We start from the raw sequence: 24,411 nt of genomic DNA on the forward strand, positions 1-24,411 counted from the left end.
GCGCATTCGCGAGCAGGCTCGCTCCCACATTCGATCTTCATCAGCTTCAAGCGCTTTGTGCGGCGCCGCCTTCAAGCTTGCGCCACAGCAACCGCACGTTGGCCTTGCGCACCAGGGCGCAGCGGTACAGGCGGATCTCCAGCGGCACATGCCACTGCGGGCCGCCGCACACCACCAGTTCACCGCGAGCCAGTTCGGCGCGCACACTCAATTGCGGCACCCAGGCGATGCCGAGGCCTTCCAGCGCCATGCTTTTCAGGCTGTCGGCCATCGCGGTTTCGTAGATCGTGGTGAAGCGCAACTGGCGCTGGCGCAACAATCCATTCACCGAACGCCCAAGAAACGCACCGGCGCTGTACGCCAGCAACGGCACGCTCGCCTCGCCTTCCAGATCGAACAGCGGTTTGCCATCCAGATCTGCCGCGCACACCGGCAGCATTTCGGTCTGGCCCAAATGCAGCGACGGGAAGATTTCCGGGTCCATCTGCATCGCCGAATCCGGGTCGTAGAACGCCAGCATCAGATCGCAGCCACCTTCACGCAAAGCGTGCACGGCGTCGCCAACGTTGGTCGCCACCAGCCGCGTGGCGATGTTCAGCCCTTCGTTGCGCAACTGGGCGATCCAGCGCGGGAAAAAGCCCAGCGCCAGCGAGTGTGCCGCCGCCACCTGCATCACCTCGCCCTGCCCGCCTTCCAGATGATGCAGATGGCGCAGCACTTCGCCGAGCTGTTCGACCACGGTGCGCGCGGTCACCAGAAACAACTGCCCCGCCGCCGTCAGTTCGACCGGCGTGCGCGAGCGATTTACCAAGGTCAGCCCCAGCGCCGCTTCGAGGCTGCGGATCCGCCGGCTGAACGCCGGCTGGGTCACGAAGCGCCGTTCGGCCGCCTGCGAGAAGCTGCGGGTGGCGGCCAGGGCACTGAAGTCCTCGAGCCATTTGCTTTCCAGATTCATCACGTCCTCCCGGACACGCACCAAAACAGGTCACACGTCTGCCGCACAGGCGGCGTCACATGGGCATTATGCCGAATGTGCATAGGGCAGTGCTGAACAGCATTGGCCCAAAAATCCCCACAAGCCTAGCATTCGCAGCGTTCCGGCACAGACCGGGTCCTTATCGAGATGATTTCTATCATGTCCTCCGCTGCATCTTTCCGCACAGAAACCGACCTGCTTGGCGCCCTCGAAGTACCGGCCCATGCGTATTACGGCATCCAGACCCTGCGAGCGGTGAACAACTTCCGCCTCTCGGGCGTTCCGATTTCGCATTACCCGAAACTGGTTGTGGGCCTGGCGATGGTCAAACAGGCCGCCGCTGACGCCAACCGCGAGCTGGGTCACCTGAGCGAAGCCAAGCACGCTGCCATCAGCGAAGCCTGTGCCCGATTGATCCGCGGCGATTACCACGAAGAGTTCGTGGTCGACATGATTCAAGGTGGCGCCGGCACCTCTACCAACATGAACGCCAACGAAGTGATCGCCAACATTGCTCTGGAAGCGATGGGCCACGAGAAAGGCGAATACCAGTACCTGCACCCGAACGACGACGTGAACATGGCGCAGTCGACCAACGACGCCTACCCGACGGCGATCCGTCTGGGTCTGCTGCTGGGTCACGACGCGCTGCTGGCCAGCCTCGACAGCCTGATTCAGGCGTTCGCGGCCAAGGGCAAAGAGTTCGACCACGTCCTGAAAATGGGCCGTACCCAGCTGCAAGACGCCGTGCCGATGACCCTCGGCCAGGAATTCCGCGCGTTCGCCACCACCATGGGCGAAGACCTCGCGCGTCTGAAGACGCTGGCCCCGGAGCTGCTGACCGAAGTCAACCTCGGCGGCACCGCGATCGGCACTGGCATCAACGCCGACCCGCGTTATCAGGCACTGGCTGTTCAGCGTCTGGCTTTGATCAGCGGCCAACCGCTGGTACCGGCCGCCGACCTGATCGAAGCGACCTCCGACATGGGCGCCTTCGTGCTGTTCTCCGGCATGCTCAAGCGCACCGCGGTCAAGCTGTCGAAGATCTGCAACGACCTGCGCCTGCTGTCCAGCGGCCCACGCACCGGCATCAATGAAATCAACCTGCCGGCGCGTCAGCCAGGCAGCTCGATCATGCCCGGCAAGGTCAACCCGGTGATCCCGGAAGCCGTGAACCAGGTCGCGTTCCAGGTCATCGGTAACGACTTGGCGCTGACCATGGCAGCCGAAGGCGGCCAGCTGCAACTGAACGTGATGGAGCCGCTGATCGCTTTCAAGATCCTCGATTCGATCCGCCTGCTGCAACGCGCCATGGACATGCTGCGCGAGCACTGCATCGTCGGCATCACCGCCAACGAAGCGCGCTGCCGCGAACTGGTCGAGCATTCGATCGGTCTGGTCACCGCACTGAACCCGTACATCGGCTACAAAAACGCCACCCGCATCGCCCGTATCGCCCTTGAAAGCGGCCGCGGCGTGCTGGAACTGGTGCGCGAAGAAGGTCTGCTCGACGAAGCCATGCTCGCCGACATCCTGCGCCCGGAAAACATGATTGCCCCGCGTCTGGTTCCGCTCAAAGCCTGAGCCGACGCGAACTTGTAGCACCGCTCACCAGGTCGAGGGACTAGACACCTCTCACCTTTTGAGGGCTTGGGGATTTTGTCCCCGAGCCCTTTTTTTTAACTGTTTGATCCTGAAACCCGAACGTAGAGGACTGAACAATATGCAGGTGAGCCCTTGTGGCGAGGGGATTTATCCCCGCTGGGCTGCGAAGCGGCCCCGATAGCAACACTAAGGATGTACCAGAAACACCGCGTGCAATGGTTTACGACTGCTTCGCAGCCGAACGGGGATAAATCCCCTCGCCACAAACGCCAAGTGTTTCAAAGCTTCGTTTCGTCGCTTGCACCACTACCGTGCAGACGGGCGCGCCACTGATCGGTATAGTGCCGCCCCTCTTCGCGTGAGCGGTCGTCGGTAACGAGGCCATAACCCATGCGAAACCCGAACTAATAACAAAACCCGCGATATGGATCCGGGACGAAACCTTCGCCTCACCCGTCGTGCCGCGTGCGTGCCGGTGTAACACGATGTTTCTCCGATCCAGCATTTGCACCCACAAAAAACAGCGAGGATAAATCCATGCTCGAAGTCATCAACGACTTCCTCTCAGGGAAAGTACTGATCGTGCTCATTGTCGGGCTCGGTAGCTACTTCACGATTCGCTCGCGTTTCGTTCAACTGCGTCATTTCTTCCACATGTTCGCGGTGTTCCGCGACAGCCTCAAAGGCAGCGCCGGGCAACTCAGCTCGTTCCAGGCCTTGATGCTCAGCCTCGCCGGCCGCGTCGGTGCAGGCAACATTGCCGGTGTCGGCATCGCCGTGACCCTCGGTGGTCCGGGTGCGGTGTTCTGGATGTGGGTGACCGCACTGGTCGGTATGTCCAGCAGCTTCTTCGAGTGCACCCTGGCCCAGGTCTACAAGCGCGCCGATGGCGACGGCCTGTACCGTGGTGGCCCGGCGTATTACATCCAGCACGGGCTCAAGCTCAAGGGCATGGCGATAGTCTTCTCCGTTCTGCTGCTGGTCACCTACGGCTTCGCCTTCATCGGCCTGCAGTCCTACACCGTGACCCACTCGCTGCAGAACGCCTTTGACTTCAACCCGCAACACACCGGTATCGTCCTCGCGGTGCTGCTGGCCATCACCTTTATCGGCGGGATCAAGCGCATCGCTTCGGTCTCCGACCTGCTGGTACCGATCAAGACCCTGGCCTACATCGGCGTGACCCTGTACGTGATCGGCACCCAGATCGAACACGTACCGGCCATGCTGGAAACCATCTTCAAGAGCGCCTTCGGCCTCGACCCGGCCTTTGCCGGTCTGCTCGGCAGCGCCATTGTCATGGGCGTGAAGCGTGGCGTGTTCGCCAACGAAGCGGGCCTGGGCAGTGCGCCGAACGTCGCCGCTGTGGCCGCCGTCAAGCACCCGGGCGCGCAGGGCGTGGTCCAGGCTTTCAGCGTGTTCCTCGACACCTTCGTGATCTGCACCTGCACCGCGCTGCTGATCCTGCTGTCGGGCTTCTACACCCCGGGCTTCGAAGGTGACGGCATCGTCCTGACCCAGAACTCGCTGGCTGCCGTGGTCGGTGACTGGGGTCGCATGTTCGTCAGCGTCGCGCTGTCGCTGTTCGTCTTCACCTGCATCCTCTACAACTACTACCTGGGCGAGAACAGCTTGCAGTTCCTCAGCCGCAACCGCGCCCTGCTGATGCTGTTCCGCGGCCTGGTGCTGGCGCTGGTGGTGTGGGGTTCGATGCAGGACCTGACGACAGTGTTCGCCTTCGCCGACATCACCATGACCTGTCTGGCCTTCGTCAACCTGGTGGCCCTGGCCATGCTGTTCAAGGTCGGCCTGCGGGTGATGCGCGACTACGATGAGCAGCGTCGCGCCGGCGTCAAACAGCCAGTGTTTGATTCGAGCAAATTCGCCGACCTGGATCTGGATCGCAACGCCTGGCCGGTGAACCCGCCAGCAGCGGCGGGCCAGACTGAAACTGCGCCGCAAGGCGTACCTGCAGCGCAACGCTGACAGGTGAATGACGGGCGCATCCCCTGCGCCCGTCAGTTATTGTGATGCAATAACCTGCAGGAGCGAGCCTGCTCGCTCCTGCAAGGCCCTCATCGTTTCGGAGAATCCTATGAGCTCGTCGACCTATCCCGCCGCTCAACACGTCATGGTGCTCTACACCGGTGGCACCATCGGCATGCAGGCCAGCGCCAACGGGCTGGCCCCGGCGTCCGGTTTCGAAGCGCGGATGCGCGACTATCTGCACAGCCAGCCTGAGCTGGTAGTGCCGCAGTGGCAGTTTCGGGAAATGTCTCCGCTGATCGACAGCGCCAACATGACCCCGGCCTACTGGCAGCAACTGCGCGAAGCGGTGGTCGATGCCGTGGACGTGCAAGGCTGCGACAGCGTGCTGATCCTGCACGGCACCGACACGCTGGCGTACAGCGCGGCGGCGATGAGTTTTCAGTTGCTCGGCCTACATGCCCGCGTGTGTTTCACCGGCTCGATGTTGCCGGCGGGCGTGACCGACAGCGATGCCTGGGAAAACCTCGGCGGCGCGCTGGTCGCCCTCGGCCAGGGCCTGGCGCCGGGCGTGCATTTGTACTTCCACGGTGAACTGCTGGCGCCGACCCGCTGCGCGAAAGTGCGCAGCTTCGGCCGCCATCCGTTCAAACGCCTGGAGCGTCAGGGCGGTGGTGTGAAGGCGCCTTCGATTCCAGTCGCGCTGAACTACAACCAGCCGAAGCAACTGGCGAAAGTCGCGGTGTTGCCGCTGTTTCCCGGGATCAGTGCCGAGGTTCTCGACGGTCTGCTCGACAGCGGCATTCAAGGTCTGGTGCTGGAATGCTACGGCAGCGGGACCGGGCCGAGCGACAATCCAGAGTTCCTCGTCAGCCTTGGCCGCGCACGGGATAACGGCGTGGTGGTGGCTGCAGTGACGCAATGCCATGAAGGTGGGGTCGAGCTGGATATCTACGAGGCTGGCAGCCGCTTGCGTGGGGTCGGCGTGTTGTCCGGTGGCGGCATGACGCGCGAGGCGGCGTTCGGCAAGTTGCATGGTTTGCTGGGGGCCGGGCTGGAAACGGCGGAAGTGCGACGATTGATCGAACTGGATCTCTGCGGCGAACTGAGCTGATCTGTCACAACGCAAATCCCCCTGTGGGAGCGAGCCTGCTCGCGAAAGCCATGACACATTCGGCATTCGTGTGCCTGACACACCGCTTTCGCGAGCAGGCTCGCTCCCACCAGGGATTTTTGTACGGCATATAAATTGCTGCGTTCCAGCCACCTCCAGGCTGGAAGATCCCATGCTCCACTCCCACCTCACCACCCTCAACGCGGTCTCGCTGATCCTCAACACGTTCAAGGCCGAAGGCCTGTCGAGCGAGGCGCTGCTGGCTGGCAGCGGCATCGTGGCGGCCGATCTGCAGCGTGCCGATACGCGCATCACCACCCATCAAGAGATGCAGGTCTGCACCAACGCGGTCGCGCTCAAACGTGACATCGGCCTTGAGTTGGGCCGGCGCATGCACGTGTCCTGTTACGGCATGCTCGGTTACGCCCTGCTGACCTGTGCCACCTTCGGTGACGCTTTGCGTCTGGCGATCCGTTATCCGGCGCTGTTGGGCACGTTGTTCGAACTGAGCCTGGAAGACGATGGCGAGCAGGTCTGGTTCGTCGCTGCTGATTACCGTGAAAGCCCGGCGATGGCGGTGTTCAACGCCGAATTCTGTCTGGTGTCACTGAAAGTCATCTGCGACGACTTGCTCGGCCATCCGCTGCCGCTGCGCGCCACGCGCTTCGAACATGCAGCGCCGGACTATCGCGACAGCTACGCCGAACCCTTCGACTCGCCGCTGCACTTTTCGGCCAAGGACAACGCCTTCGCCTTCGACCGCCACTGGCTCGAGCAGCCGCTGCCGCTGGCCGACGCGATCACCCATCAGGCGATGGCAGAGCGCTGCCGCAAACAGAATCTGGAGTTCACCGGACGCCAGGCCTGGCTGGGGCGGATTCGGCAGTTGCTCAGCGCACAATTGAATGCCGCGCCGGGACTGGAAGGTCTGGCACAGCAGATGAAGTGCTCACCGCGCACCCTGCGTCGGCATTTGAAAGACATGGGCAGCAGCTATCAGGAACTGCTCGATGAACTGCGCTTCGAACGGGCCAAGCAGATGTTGTGTGAAGACCAGTTGCCAATCTATCGGATCGCCGAGACGCTGGGCTTCAGCGAGACCGCGAGTTTCCGCCATGCGTTTGTGCGCTGGAGTGGCGTGGCGCCGAGTCAGTTCCGACCGCATTGATGTGTGCTCCAGGCATGAGCCTGCATGAACAAGGGGCGAATTGCGGTCAGAGGTTTTGGCCATATCGATCCCCTTTTGGCCGCTCCCGACGTTCTCCGATTCAACTTGCGCCGCAACACTGAAGGCCACCGAACCAGCCTTGCGGAGAACAACAAATGCTGACGATCTACTCAGACGATCACCACTTGCACCATGGCCGCTGCGAACTCATCGATGGCCAGCTCAAGCCGTGCTTCGAGATGCCGTCGCGTGCCGACCATGTGCTGCAACGCGTGCACAAGCAAAACCTCGGTGCGGTCGAAGCGCCGAAGGATTTCGGCCTGGAGCCGATCGCGCGCATTCACAGCCGCGACTATCTGGAGTTTTTCAAAGGTGCATGGCAGCGCTGGACCGAGTTCAACACTGACGGCGACTTGCTGCCCTACACCTGGCCGGCGCGCACGCTGCGTGCGATCAAACCGACCAGCCTGCATGGCCAGCTCGGTTATTACAGCTTCGACGGCGGCGCGCCGATTACCGCCGGTACCTGGCAAGCGGCCTACAGCGCAGCGCAAGTGGCCCTGACCGCACAAGCAGAAATCCAGCGTGGCGCACGAGCGGCCTTCGCCCTGTGCCGTCCGCCGGGACATCACGCCGCCAGCGACTTGATGGGCGGATATTGCTACCTCAACAACGCCGCCATCGCCGCTCAGGCCTTTCTCGATCAGGGCCACAAGAAAGTCGCGATTCTTGACGTCGACTACCACCATGGCAACGGCACTCAGTCGATTTTCTACGAACGCAGCGACGTCCTGTTCACTTCGATCCACGGCCACCCGGAAGCGGAGTTTCCATTCTTCCTCGGCTATGACGACGAACGCGGCGAAGGCGCCGGTGAAGGTTTCAATTTCAACTATCCACTGCCGGCCGGTTCCGGCTGGGATGTGTGGAGCGCGGCGCTGGATCAGGCCTGCGACGAGATCGATCGCTATGGCGCGGACATCATCGTCGTCTCCCTCGGCGTCGACACGTTCAAGGACGACCCGATCTCGCAGTTCAAACTCGACAGCCCGGATTATCTGGCCATGGGCAAGCGCATCGCCGCCCTCGGCAAGCCGACCCTGTTTGTCATGGAAGGTGGCTACGCCGTTGAAGAAATCGGCATCAACGCGGTGAACGTGCTGGAAGGTTTTGAACAATGAAAAAGCGACTGATCGCCTCGGCGCTGTGCGCGGCCCTGCTGAGCGCTGGCGCCCACGCCGAAGAGCGCACCCTGCGCGTCTACAACTGGTTCGACTACATCACGCCCAAGGCGCTGGAAGACTTCAAGGCACAGAACAGCCAGACCAAACTGATCTACGACATCTTCGACACCAACGAAGCGCTCGAGGCCAAACTGCTTACTGGCAACTCCGGCTATGACGTGGTGGTGCCGTCCAACGTGTTCCTCGCCAAGCAGATCGAGGCCGGGGTGTTCCAGCCGCTGGATCGCAGCAAACTGCCGAACTGGAATCACCTCGATCCGAAACTGATGAAGCTGATCGAGGCCAATGATCCGGGGAACAAGTTCGCCGTGCCGTACATGTACGGCACCATCCTGATCGGCTTCAACCCGGCCAGGATCAAGGCAGCATTGGGCGATAACGCGCCCGTGGACAGTTGGGACCTGATCTTCAAAGAGGAAAACATCAGCAAGCTCAAGCAGTGCGGCGTCGCCCTGCTCGACTCGCCGTCGGAGATTCTGCCGCTGGCCCTGCAACACCTGGGTCTGGACCCCAACAGCAAGAAGCCGGCGGATTACGCCAAGGCTGAAGCGCTGCTGCTGAAGATCCGCCCCTATGTGACGTACTTCCATTCCTCCAAATACATGGCCGACATCGCCAACGGTGACATCTGCGTGGCCGTCGGTTATTCCGGCAGTTTCTCGCAGGCGGCCAACCGCGCCAAGGAAGCGAAGAACGGCGTGGTGGTCGATATGCGCTTGCCCAAGGAAGGCGCGCCGATCTGGTTCGACATGCTCGCGATTCCCAAGGGTGCGAAGAACACCGAGGACGCCTACACCTTCATCAACTATCTGCTGCAACCTGCGGTGATTGCCCCGGTCAGCGACTTTGTCGGGTATCCGAACCCGAACAAGGATGCCACCGGCCTGGTCGATCCGGCCATTCGCAACAACCCGAACCTGTACCCGACCGATGCGGCAATGAGCACGCTCTACACCTTGCAGCCGCTGCCTCGGGATGCCGAACGCGCACGCACGCGGGCCTGGACGAAAATCAAGTCCGGGACCTGAAACCGGCTCGTTTGCCGAAGACCCGCCGAGGCGGGTCTTTTTTTGCCTGGCAGCTTTATCTACCGCACGGGTCGCTGTCGCGCCTTTTAACTTGCCCTGCTCCGCCGCCCTCGCGGCGTCCCGACAGAGCAGGAAACCAACATGACCGCCATTCCCAAAGCCAGTGCCGTCGATATCGTGACTCAGCTGGTTACCGGCCCCTCGCTGCAAGAAGTCGCATCAAAAACGCTGCGCGAAGCCCTCAAGACGTTGTATCCGAATCTCGACATAGACCCGCGTCTGGCGATGGTCGTGCAACCCACCTGGGCCATTGTGGAGGGTCGAGTAGTACCCGACGGGTATCAGGCTGGATCGCTGACCAACGCCCTGGTGCGGCTCGGCCTGTCCGGTACCACGGTGACGTACCTCGATGGTGAGCATTACCTGACCCTGCAACCCGGCGTGCCAGCCCCTGCGCATCTGCCGGTGAAGATCGATGCGATCGGCCTGTTGCTCAACGAACTGGCACCGCTGCTGTTCATCGCCTACAAGGAACAGCACGTCGACTACTGGGACGAGTTCACCTATCCCGGGCAACCGCGCTGGCAGCAATTGTCCGAGGCACTGCGCAACCTGTGGAACGTCGATGCCAGCGTCGGCTGGGATGCCGATGAAATCGCCATGGCCCAGGCGATTTTCAAACAGCCCGACCCGCAACAACGCCTGGCCCCCGCCCCGTACTCGGCAAAGGCATATCTGATTGATCTCGATCGGGGGAACGCCGACACGCAAAGCCACTTGACCCTGCTCGACGCCGCAGTGTTGGTCGGCAGCATCGCAGACCGTACGTTGATTCTCACCCACGCGATTACTCAGGGCTTTCAGCGTTTCGATTCACTGGAGGAACTCGGCGAGGCTCTGTTGCGGATATATGGCGCAAGCGCCTCGGGCGAAGATCTCAAGTGGCGGCTGGTCGAACCCCAGGGCAATTTCTTCGACCAGCAGGCCTGCACCCTGATTTCCCTGGAAGCGGATGCCTTGGGCAAAATCAGTTTTTTTCAGGACTCCCCTGATAAACGCGTCTATCCGCATACCGGCACGGCCGGCAAACCGGCACAACCGACACCGCGCCTCGAAGCGCACTTCGAGCGTTTACAGCCGATGCTTCCGGACTGGCTGAACGACGCCTTGCCCATCGATCAGACACGTTACAGCCGGCACCTGCTGGACCTGACGACGCTGCAGCACGAGAACAACGGCAAATCCTTTCAGAATGAAATCACCAGCCTGCAGGCGTTCACTCGGGCAGCGCTGATCAAACAGATTCTCAAGGAGCAGCCCGACGCCAAAGACCTGGACATCGACAACATCGAAATCACCATCACCAGTCTCGTGGTCTGGGGCACGTTTGTGTTGCCGGGAAATACTCAGACTCAGACATGGACGCTGACCGAGCTTGCCCTGCAAAACCTCGCCGGCCTGCCCTTGGGCAACAAGACTGTGCGGTACAAGGATGGCAGCCCCGTACCCGAGTGGATGAGCGCGACTTTTCTGGAGAAGCTGGTCAGCACGGTCGACATCGGCAAGACCTACCCGGCGCATCTCAAGGCCGTACTGATAGACGACTCAGTGCAAGCGTCACGGTTGGAAAGGCTGTATACCAGTCAGCTACGCGTCGAGCTGCCATTGCTGGCGTTGCAGCACAAGATCCAGGGCAGAGCCGGCATTGACGAATCGGGTTATCGATACGTGGTTGCCGCATTGGCCACGACTGACGCAGAACGCTACGTCGATGGCGAGGAAATCGTCATTCGCCCATTGGCGTTCGTGGCCCATCGCAGTCGCTCCACCGCAGACACTGTCGACAACATGTATGTCATAGGCCCGCGCGATGCCGACAAAGGGCCGTGCGTGCTGTATCGACCGTTGTTCGACAAGGCTCTGCTGCAATATCCGGGATTTGCCAATCTGCTCTTTGCGATCCAGCATTCGCGACATCTGCGCGATTCGGTACTGGCCTGGTTGCCGGACGATGTGCGCTTCAATTACAGCCAGTTCGTCTTCACCGCCAGGCTGCCGTCGGTTTGGACGATCCCGCAACTGATGATCAACCCGACCACAGCACTGGACATGTCCGGCGCGGTCGCGCTGGGCACTCAGGTGATCGCCAGCGATGTCCTCGCCACCCTGCACGAACGCAACGTCAAGGCGCTTGTCACTCAAGCCGACCGGCAATCGGTCTCCGATGCAGAAGCACGCTGGGCCTCGCTGAAACAGGGTGGATGGGTGATGCTCAATGCCGCACTGCCGTTTCTGGGCCGCAGCGTAGGTACAGCGGCGTGGATCTGGCAGATCATGGATGATCTGCAGGAAATCACCGACGGCGCCAACGAGCAATCGGCGAAAGTCGCCTGGACGGCCATCGCCGATATCCTTCTGGCGCTGGGCATGGTGCTCGCCCATCGTGCGGCAATCGGTGATGCGCCATCGACGCCCGTGGCCACGACGCTCGAAGAGGACACAGCGACGAGCAAACCTGCCGCCAGAATCGTCAAAGCGCTGCGCCAGCCGGACATCACCGGCCCGCAATTGACCGAAGCCCATGGCACATCGATCGACAGCATCACGGCGCTGAAACGATCCCCGTTGGCCCTCGCCAAGCTGTTGGATACGTTCAAGGTCGGCAAGCCCAAAGGGCTTGGCGCTGCCACCAGAGAGGGTGCGCAGCGAGGCCTCTACGCCCACGCAGACAAATGGTACGCCCGCGTCGGTGAACGCTGGTTCGAAGTCGCGCGCAACGCGCATGGCGATGTGCACATTGTCGATACGCGTCAGCCCACCCGACCTGCCGGACCCAGGCTGGCCTATACCGCCAACGGCCAGTGGGTAATCGATCTGCGCTTGCGTCTGCGCGGCGGCGGATTGGAAGAAGGTCGCCAAGCCGCGCAAGGCATAAGAACCAAGGAGGTGGCCGTATTGGCCGAGCAGATTACTGCGTTCGATTTGACGATGGAGAGCAAAGGGAGCCGTCTCGATGCAGACCGCAACAGCCTGCACGATGCCCCTGCGCAGGCACGCGAGCAAGCGCTTGCGCAGTACCTTGCCACGCTCGATTCACAGCACAACGAATATGCCGCAAACATTAAGCTGATCAAGAAACTCAACTGCAAGCAATCCATTCCCAACTACCGCACGGTAATGCCGGAGCGGTTGGACATGCAGTTGTTTCTGGGACAGGAGTGGCTGAGTAATAACGCTTCGGATTACCAGCAGCGGGTACTGGCGGTGCAGGCGATACTCGACGACGAACTGCGCAGCGAATCGCAGGCAGCCACCTCTGCGTTCGAACAGTTGAACGATGTCACTCAAACCATTATCGAGAAAATGGAGTCGGCTGAAGCCTGCATGAAGGAGCTCACCAGGCTGGGACCGGATGGCTTTGATGTAAAGCAGAAATACAACATCAGCCTTGCGCCCTACCCGCTGGATGATCTGAAGACTTTGCAGATCAGTCTCGGCCAGTACACCTGCATCAAGCCCGGCGATTCCACCGCTCATGTCGAGGCACAACAAGCGCTGGCCGGTCTGTTCGAAGATGCTGCGCTGAACGTTCAGAGTTCACGGGACCTGAGCGCCGATGAAAGCCTCAGTGATCTGCGCATACGCATCGACGCCCTGAGCCAGGTGAGCGAACAGTTTGCTTCCGTGGACAAGCGATTCGATGACCTGGCGAGTGAATATTCCGAACACATACACACGGAGCGACTCAAGCAGTTGCAGGCGCGAGTGGCCGCATTCAAGGAAAGCGCCGACAATCGACTCGCCGATCTGTTGCGCTACCGGCATTTACTGGTGCCGCAAGCCGGTCCGTCGAGACCTTCCACGTCATCTTCGAATCGGCAGATCATCAAGACGCGCAACAAGGGCATCCTGGTCGGCGAACGGAAAAAAAGCCTCGACGGCAAAGACACCGATCTGGTCGAGGTCAGTACAGCACTGACGAGAGTCATCGCGACATTCAAGGAGGAGTCGCCAGGTATCTGGGTCGAACAGAATGCACGGCCGGCACCGTCGCCAAAAGCCCGGCCCAACCTCAACAACAGCATCAGCGCAGGGCAGGCCTTGATCGACGGGCTGGCGGCGTTCCATCGGCGCATCGAGGCGCGCCTCAAACGCGGCTCGCGCATTCCGGTGGAAGTCGAAGAGGAATACCACAACCACGCCGCCCTGTTGCGCAAGGCCGGTGCCGCCATCGATGAAGCGTTGACGGCGAGTAACCTCACCGCTGCTCTGCATGAACCGTCCGAGACGCTCAACCACAAGCTCGACGCTGCGGCTACGACGCTGGAGGAAAAGGGCACCAGCACACGAATCCGTCTGGTCAAGCAACAACTACCAACAGCCGCCGGGGTCGAGTGGCTCAAGGACAAGGGCGAAGTGAACATTTCGAAAACCCTGACCCGACGGCGCCTGAGGCGCCATAAGAATGACTTCCTTGACGAGTATCAGATTCGTGATGCGCATACCGACAAGGTCCTCTGCTATGCGCATTTCCATTACAGCAGCGCCGACGCGCCCGATGGCGCATTTTTGCGTGGACACATGAAGACAGTTGCCCAGCACCGCCTGGGAGGCACCTCTGAAATAACCGATGTGGATAATCAGAGGCTGATCGAAATCCATCGCAGCGAAATTTCCAGTCGCAGCGCCGAAACGCTGTTCTTCAATCTCGCCAAGCCTGCCGCAGACGCGACAGCGCCGCTTTGATTGCTGGCTCTGGTACAGCAGCGAACCCCAACACCAGGCCGGCGCGCTTATCCATGGGCGTAGTCGAATCGGGGAGCCAGTAGCTGCTCAGGCCGTTGATTTCGACATCGACCTCAGCGGCCTGAGCGATCAATTGCTGCTCGCGCTCGATGCTGTCCACGGCGACGGTCAAGTGCAGCCCGGCCGGCACGGCGGGCAGTTGACCGACGCCGGCGACCGTCGGCCAGCCTTCGAGCAGGCAGTTGCGTCGGCTCAGCGCAGCCCGGCGCATGCGGCGGATATGCCGCTGGAAATGCCCGGCGGCCATGAATTCGGCCATCACCGCTTGCGTGCTGACCTCCGAGTGCCGCACATCGACGGCGCGGCGTTGCGCGAACGCCTCGACCAGCGCGGGCGGCAGCACCAGATAACCCAGGCGTAACGCCGGAAAAGCGACTTTGCCAAACGTGCCGACGTAGAGCACACGCCCCTGACGGTCAAGTGCCGCTAACGGCGCCAGCGGTGCGCCGGTGTAGCGGTACTCGCCGTCGTAATCATCCTCGACGATCCAGCCGCCGACACGCTCGGCCCAGGCGAGCAGCTCCAGACGCCGGGCCAGGCTCATCACCACACCGGTCGGGTACTGATGAGACGGCGTCACGTAAGCCACCCGACAATCGCTGAGCTGAGCCATGGCGCTGCAATCAATGCCGTCGCTGTCTACCGCCACCCCATGCAATTTCGCCCCCGCTACAGCGAAGGCATGTCCGGCCGCGCGATAGCCCGGATTCTCGATCGCCACGCCGTCCCCAGGCTCGACCAGCAGCTGTGCACAAAGGCTGATGCCCTGCTGCGCGCCACTGGTGATCACAATTTGCTCAGCCGTGCACTGCATACCGCGCGAGCTGCGCAAATACGCAGCAATCATGCCGCGCAGCCGCGCGTCACCGGCCGGGTCGCCGTAACACAGCTGCTGCAGATCCGGTTTGCGCCAGAAAGCCGCGTTGAGCTTGGCCCAAACCTCGAACGGAAACAGATCGAATGCAGGCACACCCACCCGAAAAGCACGCGGCGGACCGCTCGGTGGTCGCGGCAAATGATGCTTTTCAATGCGGGAAAATCCGTCGCTGTGGATAACTTTGCTGGATGAATTCACAGGTAAATCCAGCCAATTTGTGGATAAGGCTGTGGGTAAGCCTGTGGATGAATTTGTGGATAGTTTTTTCTCAGGCGTGGATGCCTGAGCCAATTGCGCCACGTAAGTACCGTCGCCCACGCGCCCTTCGATAAAGCCCTCGGCATACAACTGATCGTAGGCGCGCACCACGCTGTTGCGGGAAATGCCCAGCGCCGAGGCCAGATCTCGGCTGGCCGGCAATCGCGTGCCACTGGCCAGACGTCCATCCAGCACCCGCAGGCGCAGAGCCTGATAGAGCTGGCGGCTCAGGCCCTGACGGCGATCAAGCTCGATTCCGGCCGGATTGAAAGGCATCGACAAGGGTGGCAGATCAGGCATGGCGAATGGACCTATGAAATGGCTCAGCAATGGCTCTTACAACGGACCAATAGCCTGCCTAGGATGCAGGCATTCGCCAAGGAAAATCTGTCCATGTACACGCCACGCGCCTTTGCCATCGAAGACTTGTCCCAACTGCACGAACTGATCCTCGCCACGCGCCTGGCCATTCTGGTCAGCCACGGCGAAAGCGGCCTGCAAGCCAGCCACGTGCCGGTGCTGCTGCATCGCGAACAGGGCGAATACGGCACGCTCTACGGCCATCTGGCCAAGGCCAATCCGCAGTGGAAAGACCTGCGTGACGGCGCCGAGGCCATGCTGATCTTCGCCGGCCCGGACGCCTACGTCAGCCCAAGCTTGTATCCGAGCAAAGCCGAGCACGGCAAAGTCGTGCCGACCTGGAACTACATCGCCGTGCACGCCTACGGCCAGGCCGAGACCTTCAGCGATGGCGGCCGGTTGCTCGACATCGTCAGCACCCTCACCGACCGTCACGAGGCAGGCCGTGCCCAGCCGTGGTCGGTGGACGATGCGCCAGCCGATTACATCGACACCATGCTCAAAGCCATCGTCGGTTTTGCCATTCCCATCGACCGCCTCGAAGGCAAACGCAAGCTCAGCCAAAACCGTAGCGCCGAAGATATCGCCGGGGTGCGCGAAGGCCTCGCCGCCAGCCCCGACGCCAACGACCAAACCCTTGCCAGCCTGATGCGCTAAGGATCTACCCATGACCCAGATCGACATTCGCCCGGTCAGCGCCAATGACCACGCCGCTTGGCTGCCGCTATGGCAGGCGTACCTGCGCTTCTACAACACCGAACTGCCGGGCGCCGTCACCCAAAGCACCTGGCAGCGCTTTCTCGACCCGAATGAACCGACCCACGCCGCCCTCGCCTGGGCTGAAGGCAAAGCGTTGGGCATGGTGCATTACATCTATCATCGCTCGAACTGGAGCATCGAAAACTCCTGCTATCTGCAGGATCTGCTGGTGGTGCCGGAAGCCCGTGGCACCGGTGTCGGTCGGCTGTTGATCGAGCATGTCTACGCTACCGCCAAGGCAGATGGTTGCTGCAAAGTCCACTGGCTGACCCATGAAACCAACGCCACCGCGATCCAGCTCTACGAGCGCATCGCTGAACGCCCGGGCTTCATCCAATTTCGCAAGGCACTGTAAGGAGACGCGCACATGACCGCTTCACTCGCTGACTGGAAAGGCGTCCCCGCCCCCTCCGCCACCCTGCTTGAGGGCCGTTTCATTCGTCTGGAAAAACTCGACCCTGCGCGCCATGGCGATGAGCTTTACGCCGCCCTCGAAGGGCCGGGTGCCGATCCGAAGCTCTGGGATTACTTGCCTTACGGTCCGTTTCGCGAGCGCAGCGCGTTCAACGACTGGCTGAACAATCATGCGGCCAACAGCGACCCATATTTCTTCAGCGTCATCGACCGCGCGACTGGTCAGGTGCAAGGCATCCTCAGCCTGATGTCGATCGTCCCGGCGCAGGGCCGCATCGAAATCGGCCACGTCACTTTCGGTGCGCCAATGCAACGCTCGCCGAAAAGCACCGAGGCGGTGTACCTGCTGGCCAAGTATTCGTTCGAGTTGGGTTACCGGCGCCTGGAATGGAAGTGCAACAACGGCAACGCCCGCTCCAAATACGCGGCGGAGCGTCTGGGCTTCAGTTTCGAAGGGGTGTTTCGCCAGCACATGGTGGTCAAGGGGCAGAACCGCGACACCGCGTGGTATTCGATTCTGGATGCGGAATGGCCGGCGATCGGTGCGGGATTCGAGCGCTGGCTGAGCGATGAAAACCAGACGCCTGATGGCCAGGTGAAAGGCTTGGCCGAGTGCCGTAGCTGATCGTCACAAAGCCCCTGTGGGAGCGAGCCTGCTCGCGAAGGCGCTGTGTCAGTCACTGAAATATTGACTGACTGACCGCTTTCGCGAGCAGGCTCGCTCCCACAATTGGCGGGTTCTTTCTTAACGACGCAGTTCTTGCGCCAGCACCGCAATGTGCTCCGGGCCGATCCCGCAGCAACCCCCCAGATGACTGGCGCCGCGCTGTTGCCAGTCCAGCGCCCAGTGCAGATACCCCGGCGGATCGAGATCGTCACGCAACGGGTCGAGCCCGTCGTTGGCCGTGGCTTCTTTCGGTTGCGGAGGAAACGCGTTGGCATACGCGCCGATATTGATCGTGACGCCGAGACGCTCAAAGGTTGCGCGCGCCGCGTCGATGGCCGCGCCAATCACTTCAGGCTGACTGCAATTGAACAGCAGGGTTTCGACACCAAGTTCAGCCGCCACCGCAGCCGCTTCGGCTACCGGCTCACCGGAGCGCAGGCGCGGCACTTCATCGGTGTCTTCATCCTTGAGGGTGAACGACAGCCAGAACGGTTTGCCGTCCTTCGGCAACCCGGCGTGAATGGCCCGCGCCTCGATAATCGAACTCTGGGTTTCCGCCAGCCACAGATCAACATGCGGGGCCAACCCATTGACCAGCGGCGTCAGCAGCTCGGTCACGCGATCCGCTTCGAACAGATCCGGACGATACGAACCAAACAGCGGCGGCAACGACCCGGCAACACGCACTGGCTTGCCGGATGCCTGCACCGCCCGCCGCGCCAACTCCCCCGCCAGTGCCGCGAGCGCCTGGCCCTCAGCCGCAAAGCGCGCCTCGCCAATGTGAAACGGCACCACCGCGTAATTGTTGCTGGTGATCACGTCGGCGCCGCTGTTGATGTACGCGGCATGCACCGCCTCGACCGCCTGCGGCGCTTCACTCAGCGCCAGTGCCGACCACTCCGGTTGGCGAAACGGTGCGCCGGCGCGTTGCAACTCGCGGCCCATGCCGCCATCGAGAATGACCCTGTTCGCTGCGCCCATATGCTTTTCACTCATATGCTTATGAAAATAACTCACTATCAGAGTCGTTCTTATAACTATTTAATACGCACCACTCGGTTAATAACAACCTCTTTTTTCAACAGGAAGCGACTGTGAAATTCCAACCGCTATTGGCCCTGGGCCTGACCATTCTGGCCTCCACCCAAGCCTTCGGCGGCGCGACGCTGGACCGTGTCGAACAGAAAAAAGAGCTGGTCGGCGTGCTCATGGAAAGCTATCCGCCCTTCTCGTTTCTCAATGAGCAGAATCAACTCGACGGTTTCGATGTCGACGTTGCCAAAGCGGTGGCGGACAAGCTTGGCGTCAAACTGCGTCTGGAAACGCCGTCCTGGGACGTGATCGCCGCCGGCCGCTGGAGCGGGCGCTACGACATCTGCATCTGCTCGATGACCCCGAGCAAGGCCCGCGCCGAAGTGTTCGACTTCCCGGTCGAGTATTACGCTTCGCCAGCGGTGATCGTGGTCAACGCCAAGGACGATCGCATTCACAGCGCCAAGGACCTGAGCGGCAAAAAGGTTGGCCTCACCAGCGCCTCCAGCTACGAAAGTTATCTGAACAAGAACCTGGTCATCGAAGGCGCCGAGGATACGCAGTTGCAGTATCCGTTCGAGGATGTGCAGATCGCCCCGTACGACACCGACAACGTCGCCTTCCAGGATCTGGGCCTGGGCGGCGGCGTGCGCCTGGATGCGATCCTCACCAATCTGGTCACCGCACAGCCGCGCCTGAACCAGGACCAGCGCTTCAAATTGGCCGGCGAACCGCTCTACTCGGAACCGAACTCGGTGGCCATCGAAAAGGGTGATCCGCAGTGGGACGCCAAGGTGCGCGAGGTGTTCGCACAACTGAAACAGGACGGCACCCTGAGCAAGCTGTCGCAGAAATGGATCGGCGCCGATATCAGCCAATGACTTCCTTTCCGACCCCGCCCCAGCCACCGCAACCGGTGGCTGAAACACGCCTGCAAAAGCTCTTTGGTTTCCGAACGCGCCTGTACCTGACGTGGGCGGCGCTGTTCTGCCTGTTTGCCGGATTCTTCCTCAGCTTCGACCTGAAGTTCGCGATCATCCTCGACAAGCTGCCCAACCTCGTTGGCCTGAAGCTGGCGCCGAACGGCTTCCTGCAAGGCGCAGCGCTGACGCTGTTTCTCTGCGCATGCTCGATCATCGCCTCGTCGCTGCTCGGTTTCATCACCGCGCTGGCGCGCCTGTCGAACAGCGCCGTGGCGTTTGGCATCGCCAGTTTCTACACCTCGTTCTTTCGCGGCACGCCACTGCTGATCCAGATCCTGCTGATCTACCTCGGCCTGCCGCAACTGGGCATCGTCCCCGGCGCCATCGTCGCCGGCATCATTGCCCTGTCGCTGAACTATGGCGCCTACCTGAGCGAAATCTTCCGCGCCGGCATCCTCGGCGTCGATCACGGCCAACGCGAAGCATCCCTGGCGCTGGGCCTGCGCGAAAGCGTGATCTTCTGGCGCATCACCCTGCCCCAGGCCATGCGCACCATCATCCCGCCGACCACCAACCAGTTCATCTCGATGCTCAAGGACTCGTCGCTGATCTCGGTGATGGGTGTCTGGGAAGTCATGTTTCTCGCCCAGTCCTACGGGCGCTCAAGCTATCGCTACATCGAAATGCTCACCACGGCGGCGATCATCTACTGGCTGATGTCGATCGGGCTGGAGCTGATTCAGGCACGGATGGAGCGGCATTACGGCAAGGCGTATGTACGCCGTAGTTGAGGTGCATTCAAATGGTGTCCCGGCGAATCCGCACTACGCCCATTTTCATGCCGAAGGGGCGGAACACCGCGTTCAGCGACTTCAGGGTCTGATTGCCTTCGCCATGTTCGATATGCACCAGCGTGCGCACTGAAATCTTGCACATCTTCGCGAACTGGGACTGATGCAGACCGGTGACTTCGACCCGTAAACGGCGCACGGCGTCACCGATTTCCAGAGTGCCTTCGGCCAGTGATTGCTGAATGCTTTCGATGAGCGCCGTGCGCTCGAGGACGGTCAGACTCATTGCAGGTCCCACTCTTTCAAACGTTGCTCGAGGTTTTTCAGATGAACGCTCGGGTGATTCATGGTTCTGGCGGGCAAACCGCTGGCCGCAAGAATATCCGGCAGTGCGGCCAGACGGCGGGCATCCGCGCGCAGGCCCTCGAACAGCGCCGAGGCATCCAGCCCCGCCAACGAATCGTGCGGATCTGCGCTATCGGCCAATACGCGGCAGACACCTCGCCAATCGACATCGCCCGCCCGCTCCAACTCTCTTGGCCATTTGGTCGTACGAGTCACGCCTTCGTCATCCATGACCATCGGGGCGAGGTCATAAATCGGCGCGAGCTGGAAAGCGTTCTCTTGCCGGATGATCGCCGTGTTACGACCGTGGTTATCGGAGTTTCCGAGGATTTTATTGATCAGGTCGCGACGCAGATAATCGGCGACGAGGCCGGCAATCTGGCTGGCCTGACCCGCTTTGCGCCAGAGCCCGGCGAGCATGCGGATCACTTCCAGATGATTCATGGCGCTGCCTGGCGTCGTCACTTCAGCCAGCGAATAAATCGATTCGACGGCAAAACGCGACACCGCTCCATCTTTCACTTGTCGATCAAAACGCCGCATCCACAAACTCGGTTTGTTCGCCTCTTCCAAGGCCAGGCCTTCTGCCGCGACCGTTTCGATGCCCAATGTCTGCAGCGCTTTGTAGTAATGGAATTCGCTGCGCAGGATGTCCTGGTCGGTCTGCCCGCCCCTGTTTCTGGCGAATTTCACGAACCAGTGCTGTCGCACTTCTTCATCGTCCAGTACCGCATCGGGATACAGAAGCCCGGCGCTGTTCTCTGCCAGTAATAGCTTCGGAGCTTCCCCACCTGCCCCCGTCGCGCCACCGATGGCCGCGCCTAGCTCGTAGGCATATTCAAGAAAGCGGTTGTCGCGGCTAATGACCTCCTCGCGCTTGAATCCGATCGGCTTCCTCTCATCGACTGCTTCCGCCGATTCCTTTATTCGCATGTTGCCAATGGGAGCCGGTGTACTGCGACCCAGCAGAAACAGATCGGCGCTGATCTCGGCGGGTCTTTCCTGACCCAGGCGGGCGAGCAGAAACCGCTTGGCTGCGCCTGCCGGTGCGATGTCGTGGACAAAGGCTGGTGTCTTCGCGCGCCGACCTTCCCAATCCAGCGGATACAGGGCACTCACGGCTTGGGAAAAAGGCGACCCGATCAACTCGATGTTTTCCACCAGATAGTCCGCTTCATAGCCAAAACTGCAGCGGCTTTCGAAGCCTTTTTCCGGATCATCGAAGTCAAGAATCATCGCGTCGTGCCATTGCCCGGCGGTGAAGATCTGGAGTGTCAGGTTGTACATGTTGATTCCGTGCGCATTTTAATGCGTTTCAAGAAAGAGAAATTTTCGATAATTGCAATATAGTGCATTCTGGCAGCCGAAGACGCCCCAAATCTGCAACAAAATGCACATCAGCCCTCGCTACTAACTTACCAACTGCAAAATAATGCAGATAAGCATTTAACTTCACGCTGATAAAAATGCCGTCTTCAAGCGAAAGCTGTAGGAAAAAGAACAAGCGGCGCCGCGCAAAAGAATTGTTTGCGAAATCCAGTGAGGATTTTCCACAGAACGATCCGATGTCGCCTGCGTGGATGCGGGAAGCGGCCGACATCGGTTTTTCTCGGGTAGCAATAGAGTTGGATTTTCTCGATACGGAAATCGAACCTGATGCCCACTCAACACCTATTCGCACCAAAACACCTGGCTCTGGCTATTTCACTGGCGCTGGGTGGCGCAGCGCTGGCTAACGCCGAGCAGTCCACTGAAGCAATTGAGCAGCCCCCAAGCATGGAAACGACGGAGCAGCCCGAAGCCAACCCCAAGCAACAGGCGATGGAACGGCTCCAGGGTTTTCTCACTGACGCGAGCACGGTACCGATCACCTTCACGACACCGGAAACCGTGTTCAAAGGGACTGACGTCAACGACTTGATTACCCTCACAGACGGCGCAAGCTTCACTGGCCGGCTGGATGGCGGCAAGGGCGATAACGTGTTGTTTCTGAATGCTACGGATGGCGGCGCGTTGAACGACACGCGCAACTTCAATGGGTTATTCGTCGCCCAAGGCAACTGGACGCTGAGCTCAAAGGGTGATTTTCATGAAGGCGTTCTGGTCAACAGCGGTGGGGCACTGACCAACCTTGGCAGCATCAAGGGTAATGTGTATGTCCAGAATGGCGGCAGTTTCGCCGGTAAAGGCACGGTGGGAAATCTTGAGGTGGGTGGGCTGCTCACCGTCAATGCAGCGCTTGGCGCACCGCGAGTGAAAGGTAATTTGCACTTGGCGCCTGGTGCCGAATTGGCTTACGAGGTCACTCCCGCTGGTGGTCAGACGATCAAGGTCGATGGCACAGCTCAGCTTGACGGCGCCACCCTGAAAGTCGTCGCGGCGGGTGAATATCCGCAGAGCAGCCAATACAAAATCATCGAAGCCCGTGAGGTGAAAGGCGAGTTTGGCAGGATCGAGAACGATCTGGCGTATATGACGGCCACGGCTCAATACAACAAGAAATCGGTTGGGCTGACTTACGCTCGCAATGATGTAACACTTGAAAGCCTCGCGCCTACGGAAAACGCAGCTGCACTTGCAGGCAGTATTACCGGGCAGGAAGCATTAATTGCTACTACTGCACCGACCTCAACACCCACTTCGCCAATGCCCGCTTCAACTCCTACGGCAGCGGTCATCGCAGTGCCAGTGCCAGTGCCAGTGCCAGTCCTGACCTCGGTTGCAGCCCTGATTGAAGACTCCGCGCCAGCGACCTCATCGATACCAAACGAAATCTTGACTGCGCAAACCAGCGAAGCCGCCGCCCAGCCCGTGCCTCAACTTACAAAACCTGCTAACGCGGCAGTAGCCGCACTGCTGACCAGCGATAAAACCACCGCGCCCATCGCCCTCGATCAACTTGCCGCAGGCAGCAATGCCAACCTCGCCAAAGCCACGCTGAGCAGTATCACGCCGGTCAGTACGAGCATGCTTTCGGCAATGCGGCAGCTGGACAATCATTCCGCCTCGACCTACGGCTCGCGCAGTTCACCGCGTCAGGCCGCAGGCAACGAAGACTCCGGGCGGGTGTGGATTCAGGCGTTGGGCCTCGGCGGCAAGGTTGATCGCGACGCTGACGGCATCCTCCAACATGCCACGCAAGGGCTGGTCGTAGGCGCTGACTGGCGACTCGACGAGCACTGGCATGTCGGCCTGATTGGCGGCAAATCGCAGACGAAATTCGATGCCCGCCAGTACGACGGCGATCTCGACAGCTGGCATCTCGGCGCCTACGCCATGCGTCAGGACGGCCCGCTGTCGCTGCGCCTCGGCGCGACCTACGCCAGCCATGACGGCAGCAGCACACGGAGGGTCGCATTCAAGGGTTTCAGCGATCGTCTCAAGGGCAATTACGACGCCAATACTCAACAGGCATTCGCCGAAGCCGGGTTCAATCTCGGCCGGGATAGCGTGATCCTCGAGCCCTACGCCAGCCTCGGCTACCAGCGCTATCAACGCGACAGCTACAACGAAAAGGGCGGCGACGCGGCGCTGAAAGTCTTCGGGCAGACTCGCGACAACTTCAGCAGCACCTTTGGCCTGCGGCTTGCGCAGATCAATACGCTGGATAACGGCATGCATTTGACCCCGCGCTTGAGCGCAGGCTGGAAACATACCTTCGGCGCGATCGACAGCGACACCCGCCAGCAACTGCGCAAGGGCGGCAAGCGCTTTGAAGTGACCGGGGCGGAACTGGATCGGAACAGCCTCGCGGTGGATGCGGGGCTCGACCTTGGTCTATCGGCGGCGCACACACTGGGCGTGGGCTTAACGGGTGAGCTGGGTAATGACAGCCGAACGTATGGCGTGGCGGGTCAATGGCGCATGGCGTTCTGATGGATTAAGCACGCCTGCTGTGGGAGCGAGCCTGCTCGCGAAAGCGCTGGATCATACAAAGATGCTATTGGCTGACCTGGCGCATTCGCAAGCAGGCTCGCTCCCACATGTGATCCCTGGCAATGACCTGACAAGGTCGGAAAATCACAGGCAAAAAAAAGGGGAGCACATGCTCCCCCGAG

General features: G+C 60.7%; 19 protein-coding genes. 13 read left to right on the top strand and 6 right to left on the bottom strand.

What is annotated here, in order from left to right; all coding sequences use genetic code 11:
• Nucleotides 1-46 precede the first annotated feature (46 nt).
• A complete protein-coding gene (locus J5M66_RS02485) occupies nt 47-955 on the bottom strand; it encodes a LysR substrate-binding domain-containing protein (RefSeq protein WP_024014837.1) in 909 nt (302 codons plus the stop codon).
• Between the two features lie 180 nt (nt 956-1,135).
• On the opposite strand from J5M66_RS02485, the gene aspA reads away from it, so the two are divergent.
• From aspA to J5M66_RS02520, 7 genes are all read left to right on the top strand, one after another.
• Nucleotides 1,136-2,560, top strand: coding sequence for an aspartate ammonia-lyase (gene aspA, locus J5M66_RS02490; protein ID WP_016772472.1), 1,425 nt, complete (start codon nt 1,136-1,138; stop codon nt 2,558-2,560).
• A gap of 558 nt (nt 2,561-3,118) precedes the next feature.
• A complete protein-coding gene (locus tag J5M66_RS02495; RefSeq protein ID WP_016772471.1) occupies nt 3,119-4,567 on the top strand; it encodes an alanine/glycine:cation symporter family protein in 1,449 nt (482 codons plus the stop codon).
• Between the two features lie 109 nt (nt 4,568-4,676).
• Nucleotides 4,677-5,681: an asparaginase gene (locus J5M66_RS02500; protein ID WP_207807587.1), complete on the top strand. Its 1,005-nt coding sequence runs from the start codon at nt 4,677-4,679 to the stop codon at nt 5,679-5,681.
• 172 nt (nt 5,682-5,853) lie between these two features.
• Nucleotides 5,854-6,849 carry an AraC family transcriptional regulator gene (locus tag J5M66_RS02505; RefSeq protein WP_122880274.1) on the top strand — a complete coding sequence of 332 codons (996 nt, stop codon included), beginning with the start codon at nt 5,854-5,856 and terminating at the stop codon, nt 6,847-6,849.
• Nucleotides 6,850-7,004: 155 nt separating this feature from the next.
• A complete protein-coding gene (locus J5M66_RS02510; protein ID WP_197889925.1) occupies nt 7,005-8,030 on the top strand; it encodes a histone deacetylase family protein in 1,026 nt (341 codons plus the stop codon).
• On the top strand, nt 8,027-9,121 hold the full coding sequence (locus tag J5M66_RS02515; protein WP_207807588.1) for a polyamine ABC transporter substrate-binding protein: 1,095 nt from the start codon (nt 8,027-8,029) through the stop codon (nt 9,119-9,121). The genes J5M66_RS02510 and J5M66_RS02515 overlap by 4 nt, the downstream gene beginning before the upstream one ends.
• 141 nt (nt 9,122-9,262) lie before the next feature.
• Nucleotides 9,263-13,867 carry a DUF6543 domain-containing protein gene (locus J5M66_RS02520; RefSeq protein WP_207807589.1) on the top strand — a complete coding sequence of 1,535 codons (4,605 nt, stop codon included), beginning with the start codon at nt 9,263-9,265 and terminating at the stop codon, nt 13,865-13,867.
• On the opposite strand, the gene J5M66_RS02525 is transcribed toward J5M66_RS02520, so the two are convergent.
• Nucleotides 13,824-15,362, bottom strand: a complete 1,539-nt coding sequence (locus J5M66_RS02525; RefSeq protein WP_207807590.1) for a PLP-dependent aminotransferase family protein — start codon at nt 15,360-15,362, stop codon at nt 13,824-13,826. The two genes, J5M66_RS02520 and J5M66_RS02525, sit on opposite strands and share 44 nt — an antisense overlap.
• Nucleotides 15,363-15,455: 93 nt before the next feature.
• Between J5M66_RS02525 and J5M66_RS02530 the strand changes: the two genes are divergently transcribed.
• Genes J5M66_RS02530 through J5M66_RS02540 form a run of 3 tightly spaced genes read left to right on the top strand, consistent with a single transcriptional unit; the run spans nt 15,456 to nt 17,220 of the window.
• Entirely contained in the window at nt 15,456-16,079 is a 624-nt protein-coding gene (locus J5M66_RS02530) for an FMN-binding negative transcriptional regulator (protein WP_073471070.1), read from the top strand.
• A 10-nt stretch (nt 16,080-16,089) separates the two neighbouring features.
• Nucleotides 16,090-16,536 carry a GNAT family N-acetyltransferase gene (locus J5M66_RS02535; RefSeq protein WP_123441876.1) on the top strand — a complete coding sequence of 149 codons (447 nt, stop codon included), beginning with the start codon at nt 16,090-16,092 and terminating at the stop codon, nt 16,534-16,536.
• A 12-nt stretch (nt 16,537-16,548) separates the two neighbouring features.
• A complete protein-coding gene (locus tag J5M66_RS02540) occupies nt 16,549-17,220 on the top strand; it encodes a GNAT family protein (protein WP_207807591.1) in 672 nt (223 codons plus the stop codon).
• A 120-nt stretch (nt 17,221-17,340) separates the two neighbouring features.
• On the opposite strand, the gene J5M66_RS02545 is transcribed toward J5M66_RS02540, so the two are convergent.
• On the bottom strand, nt 17,341-18,243 hold the full coding sequence (locus J5M66_RS02545; RefSeq protein WP_207807592.1) for a homocysteine S-methyltransferase family protein: 903 nt from the start codon (nt 18,241-18,243) through the stop codon (nt 17,341-17,343).
• Between the two features lie 113 nt (nt 18,244-18,356).
• Here J5M66_RS02545 and J5M66_RS02550 point away from each other — a divergent pair, with 113 nt between their 5' ends.
• Together J5M66_RS02550 and J5M66_RS02555 are read left to right on the top strand one after the other, a co-directional pair.
• Nucleotides 18,357-19,175, top strand: a complete 819-nt coding sequence (locus J5M66_RS02550) for an ABC transporter substrate-binding protein (protein WP_207807593.1) — start codon at nt 18,357-18,359, stop codon at nt 19,173-19,175.
• On the top strand, nt 19,172-20,008 hold the full coding sequence (locus tag J5M66_RS02555) for an amino acid ABC transporter permease (protein WP_041476583.1): 837 nt from the start codon (nt 19,172-19,174) through the stop codon (nt 20,006-20,008). The genes J5M66_RS02550 and J5M66_RS02555 overlap by 4 nt, the downstream gene beginning before the upstream one ends.
• 7 nt (nt 20,009-20,015) lie before the next feature.
• Here the strand turns inward: J5M66_RS02555 and J5M66_RS02560 are convergent, their stop codons facing one another.
• From J5M66_RS02560 to J5M66_RS02570, 3 genes are read right to left on the bottom strand one after another with little or no spacing between them, the layout of a single operon-like run.
• Entirely contained in the window at nt 20,016-20,294 is a 279-nt protein-coding gene (locus J5M66_RS02560) for a helix-turn-helix transcriptional regulator (protein WP_071171374.1), read from the bottom strand.
• A complete protein-coding gene (locus J5M66_RS02565) occupies nt 20,291-21,640 on the bottom strand; it encodes a HipA domain-containing protein (RefSeq protein WP_207807594.1) in 1,350 nt (449 codons plus the stop codon). The genes J5M66_RS02560 and J5M66_RS02565 overlap by 4 nt, the downstream gene beginning before the upstream one ends.
• Before the next feature lie 28 nt (nt 21,641-21,668).
• Complete coding sequence (locus tag J5M66_RS02570; RefSeq protein ID WP_160767981.1) at nt 21,669-21,953, bottom strand: hypothetical protein; 285 nt, start codon at nt 21,951-21,953, stop codon at nt 21,669-21,671.
• A 56-nt stretch (nt 21,954-22,009) separates the two neighbouring features.
• Between J5M66_RS02570 and J5M66_RS02575 the strand changes: the two genes are divergently transcribed.
• Entirely contained in the window at nt 22,010-24,229 is a 2,220-nt protein-coding gene (locus J5M66_RS02575; RefSeq protein ID WP_207807595.1) for an autotransporter outer membrane beta-barrel domain-containing protein, read from the top strand.
• Nucleotides 24,230-24,411 lie beyond the last annotated feature (182 nt).

It is taken from the genome of Pseudomonas sp. 67(2021) (genome assembly GCF_017491835.1).
In the GTDB taxonomy this organism is placed as follows: domain Bacteria; phylum Pseudomonadota; class Gammaproteobacteria; order Pseudomonadales; family Pseudomonadaceae; genus Aquipseudomonas; species Aquipseudomonas atacamensis.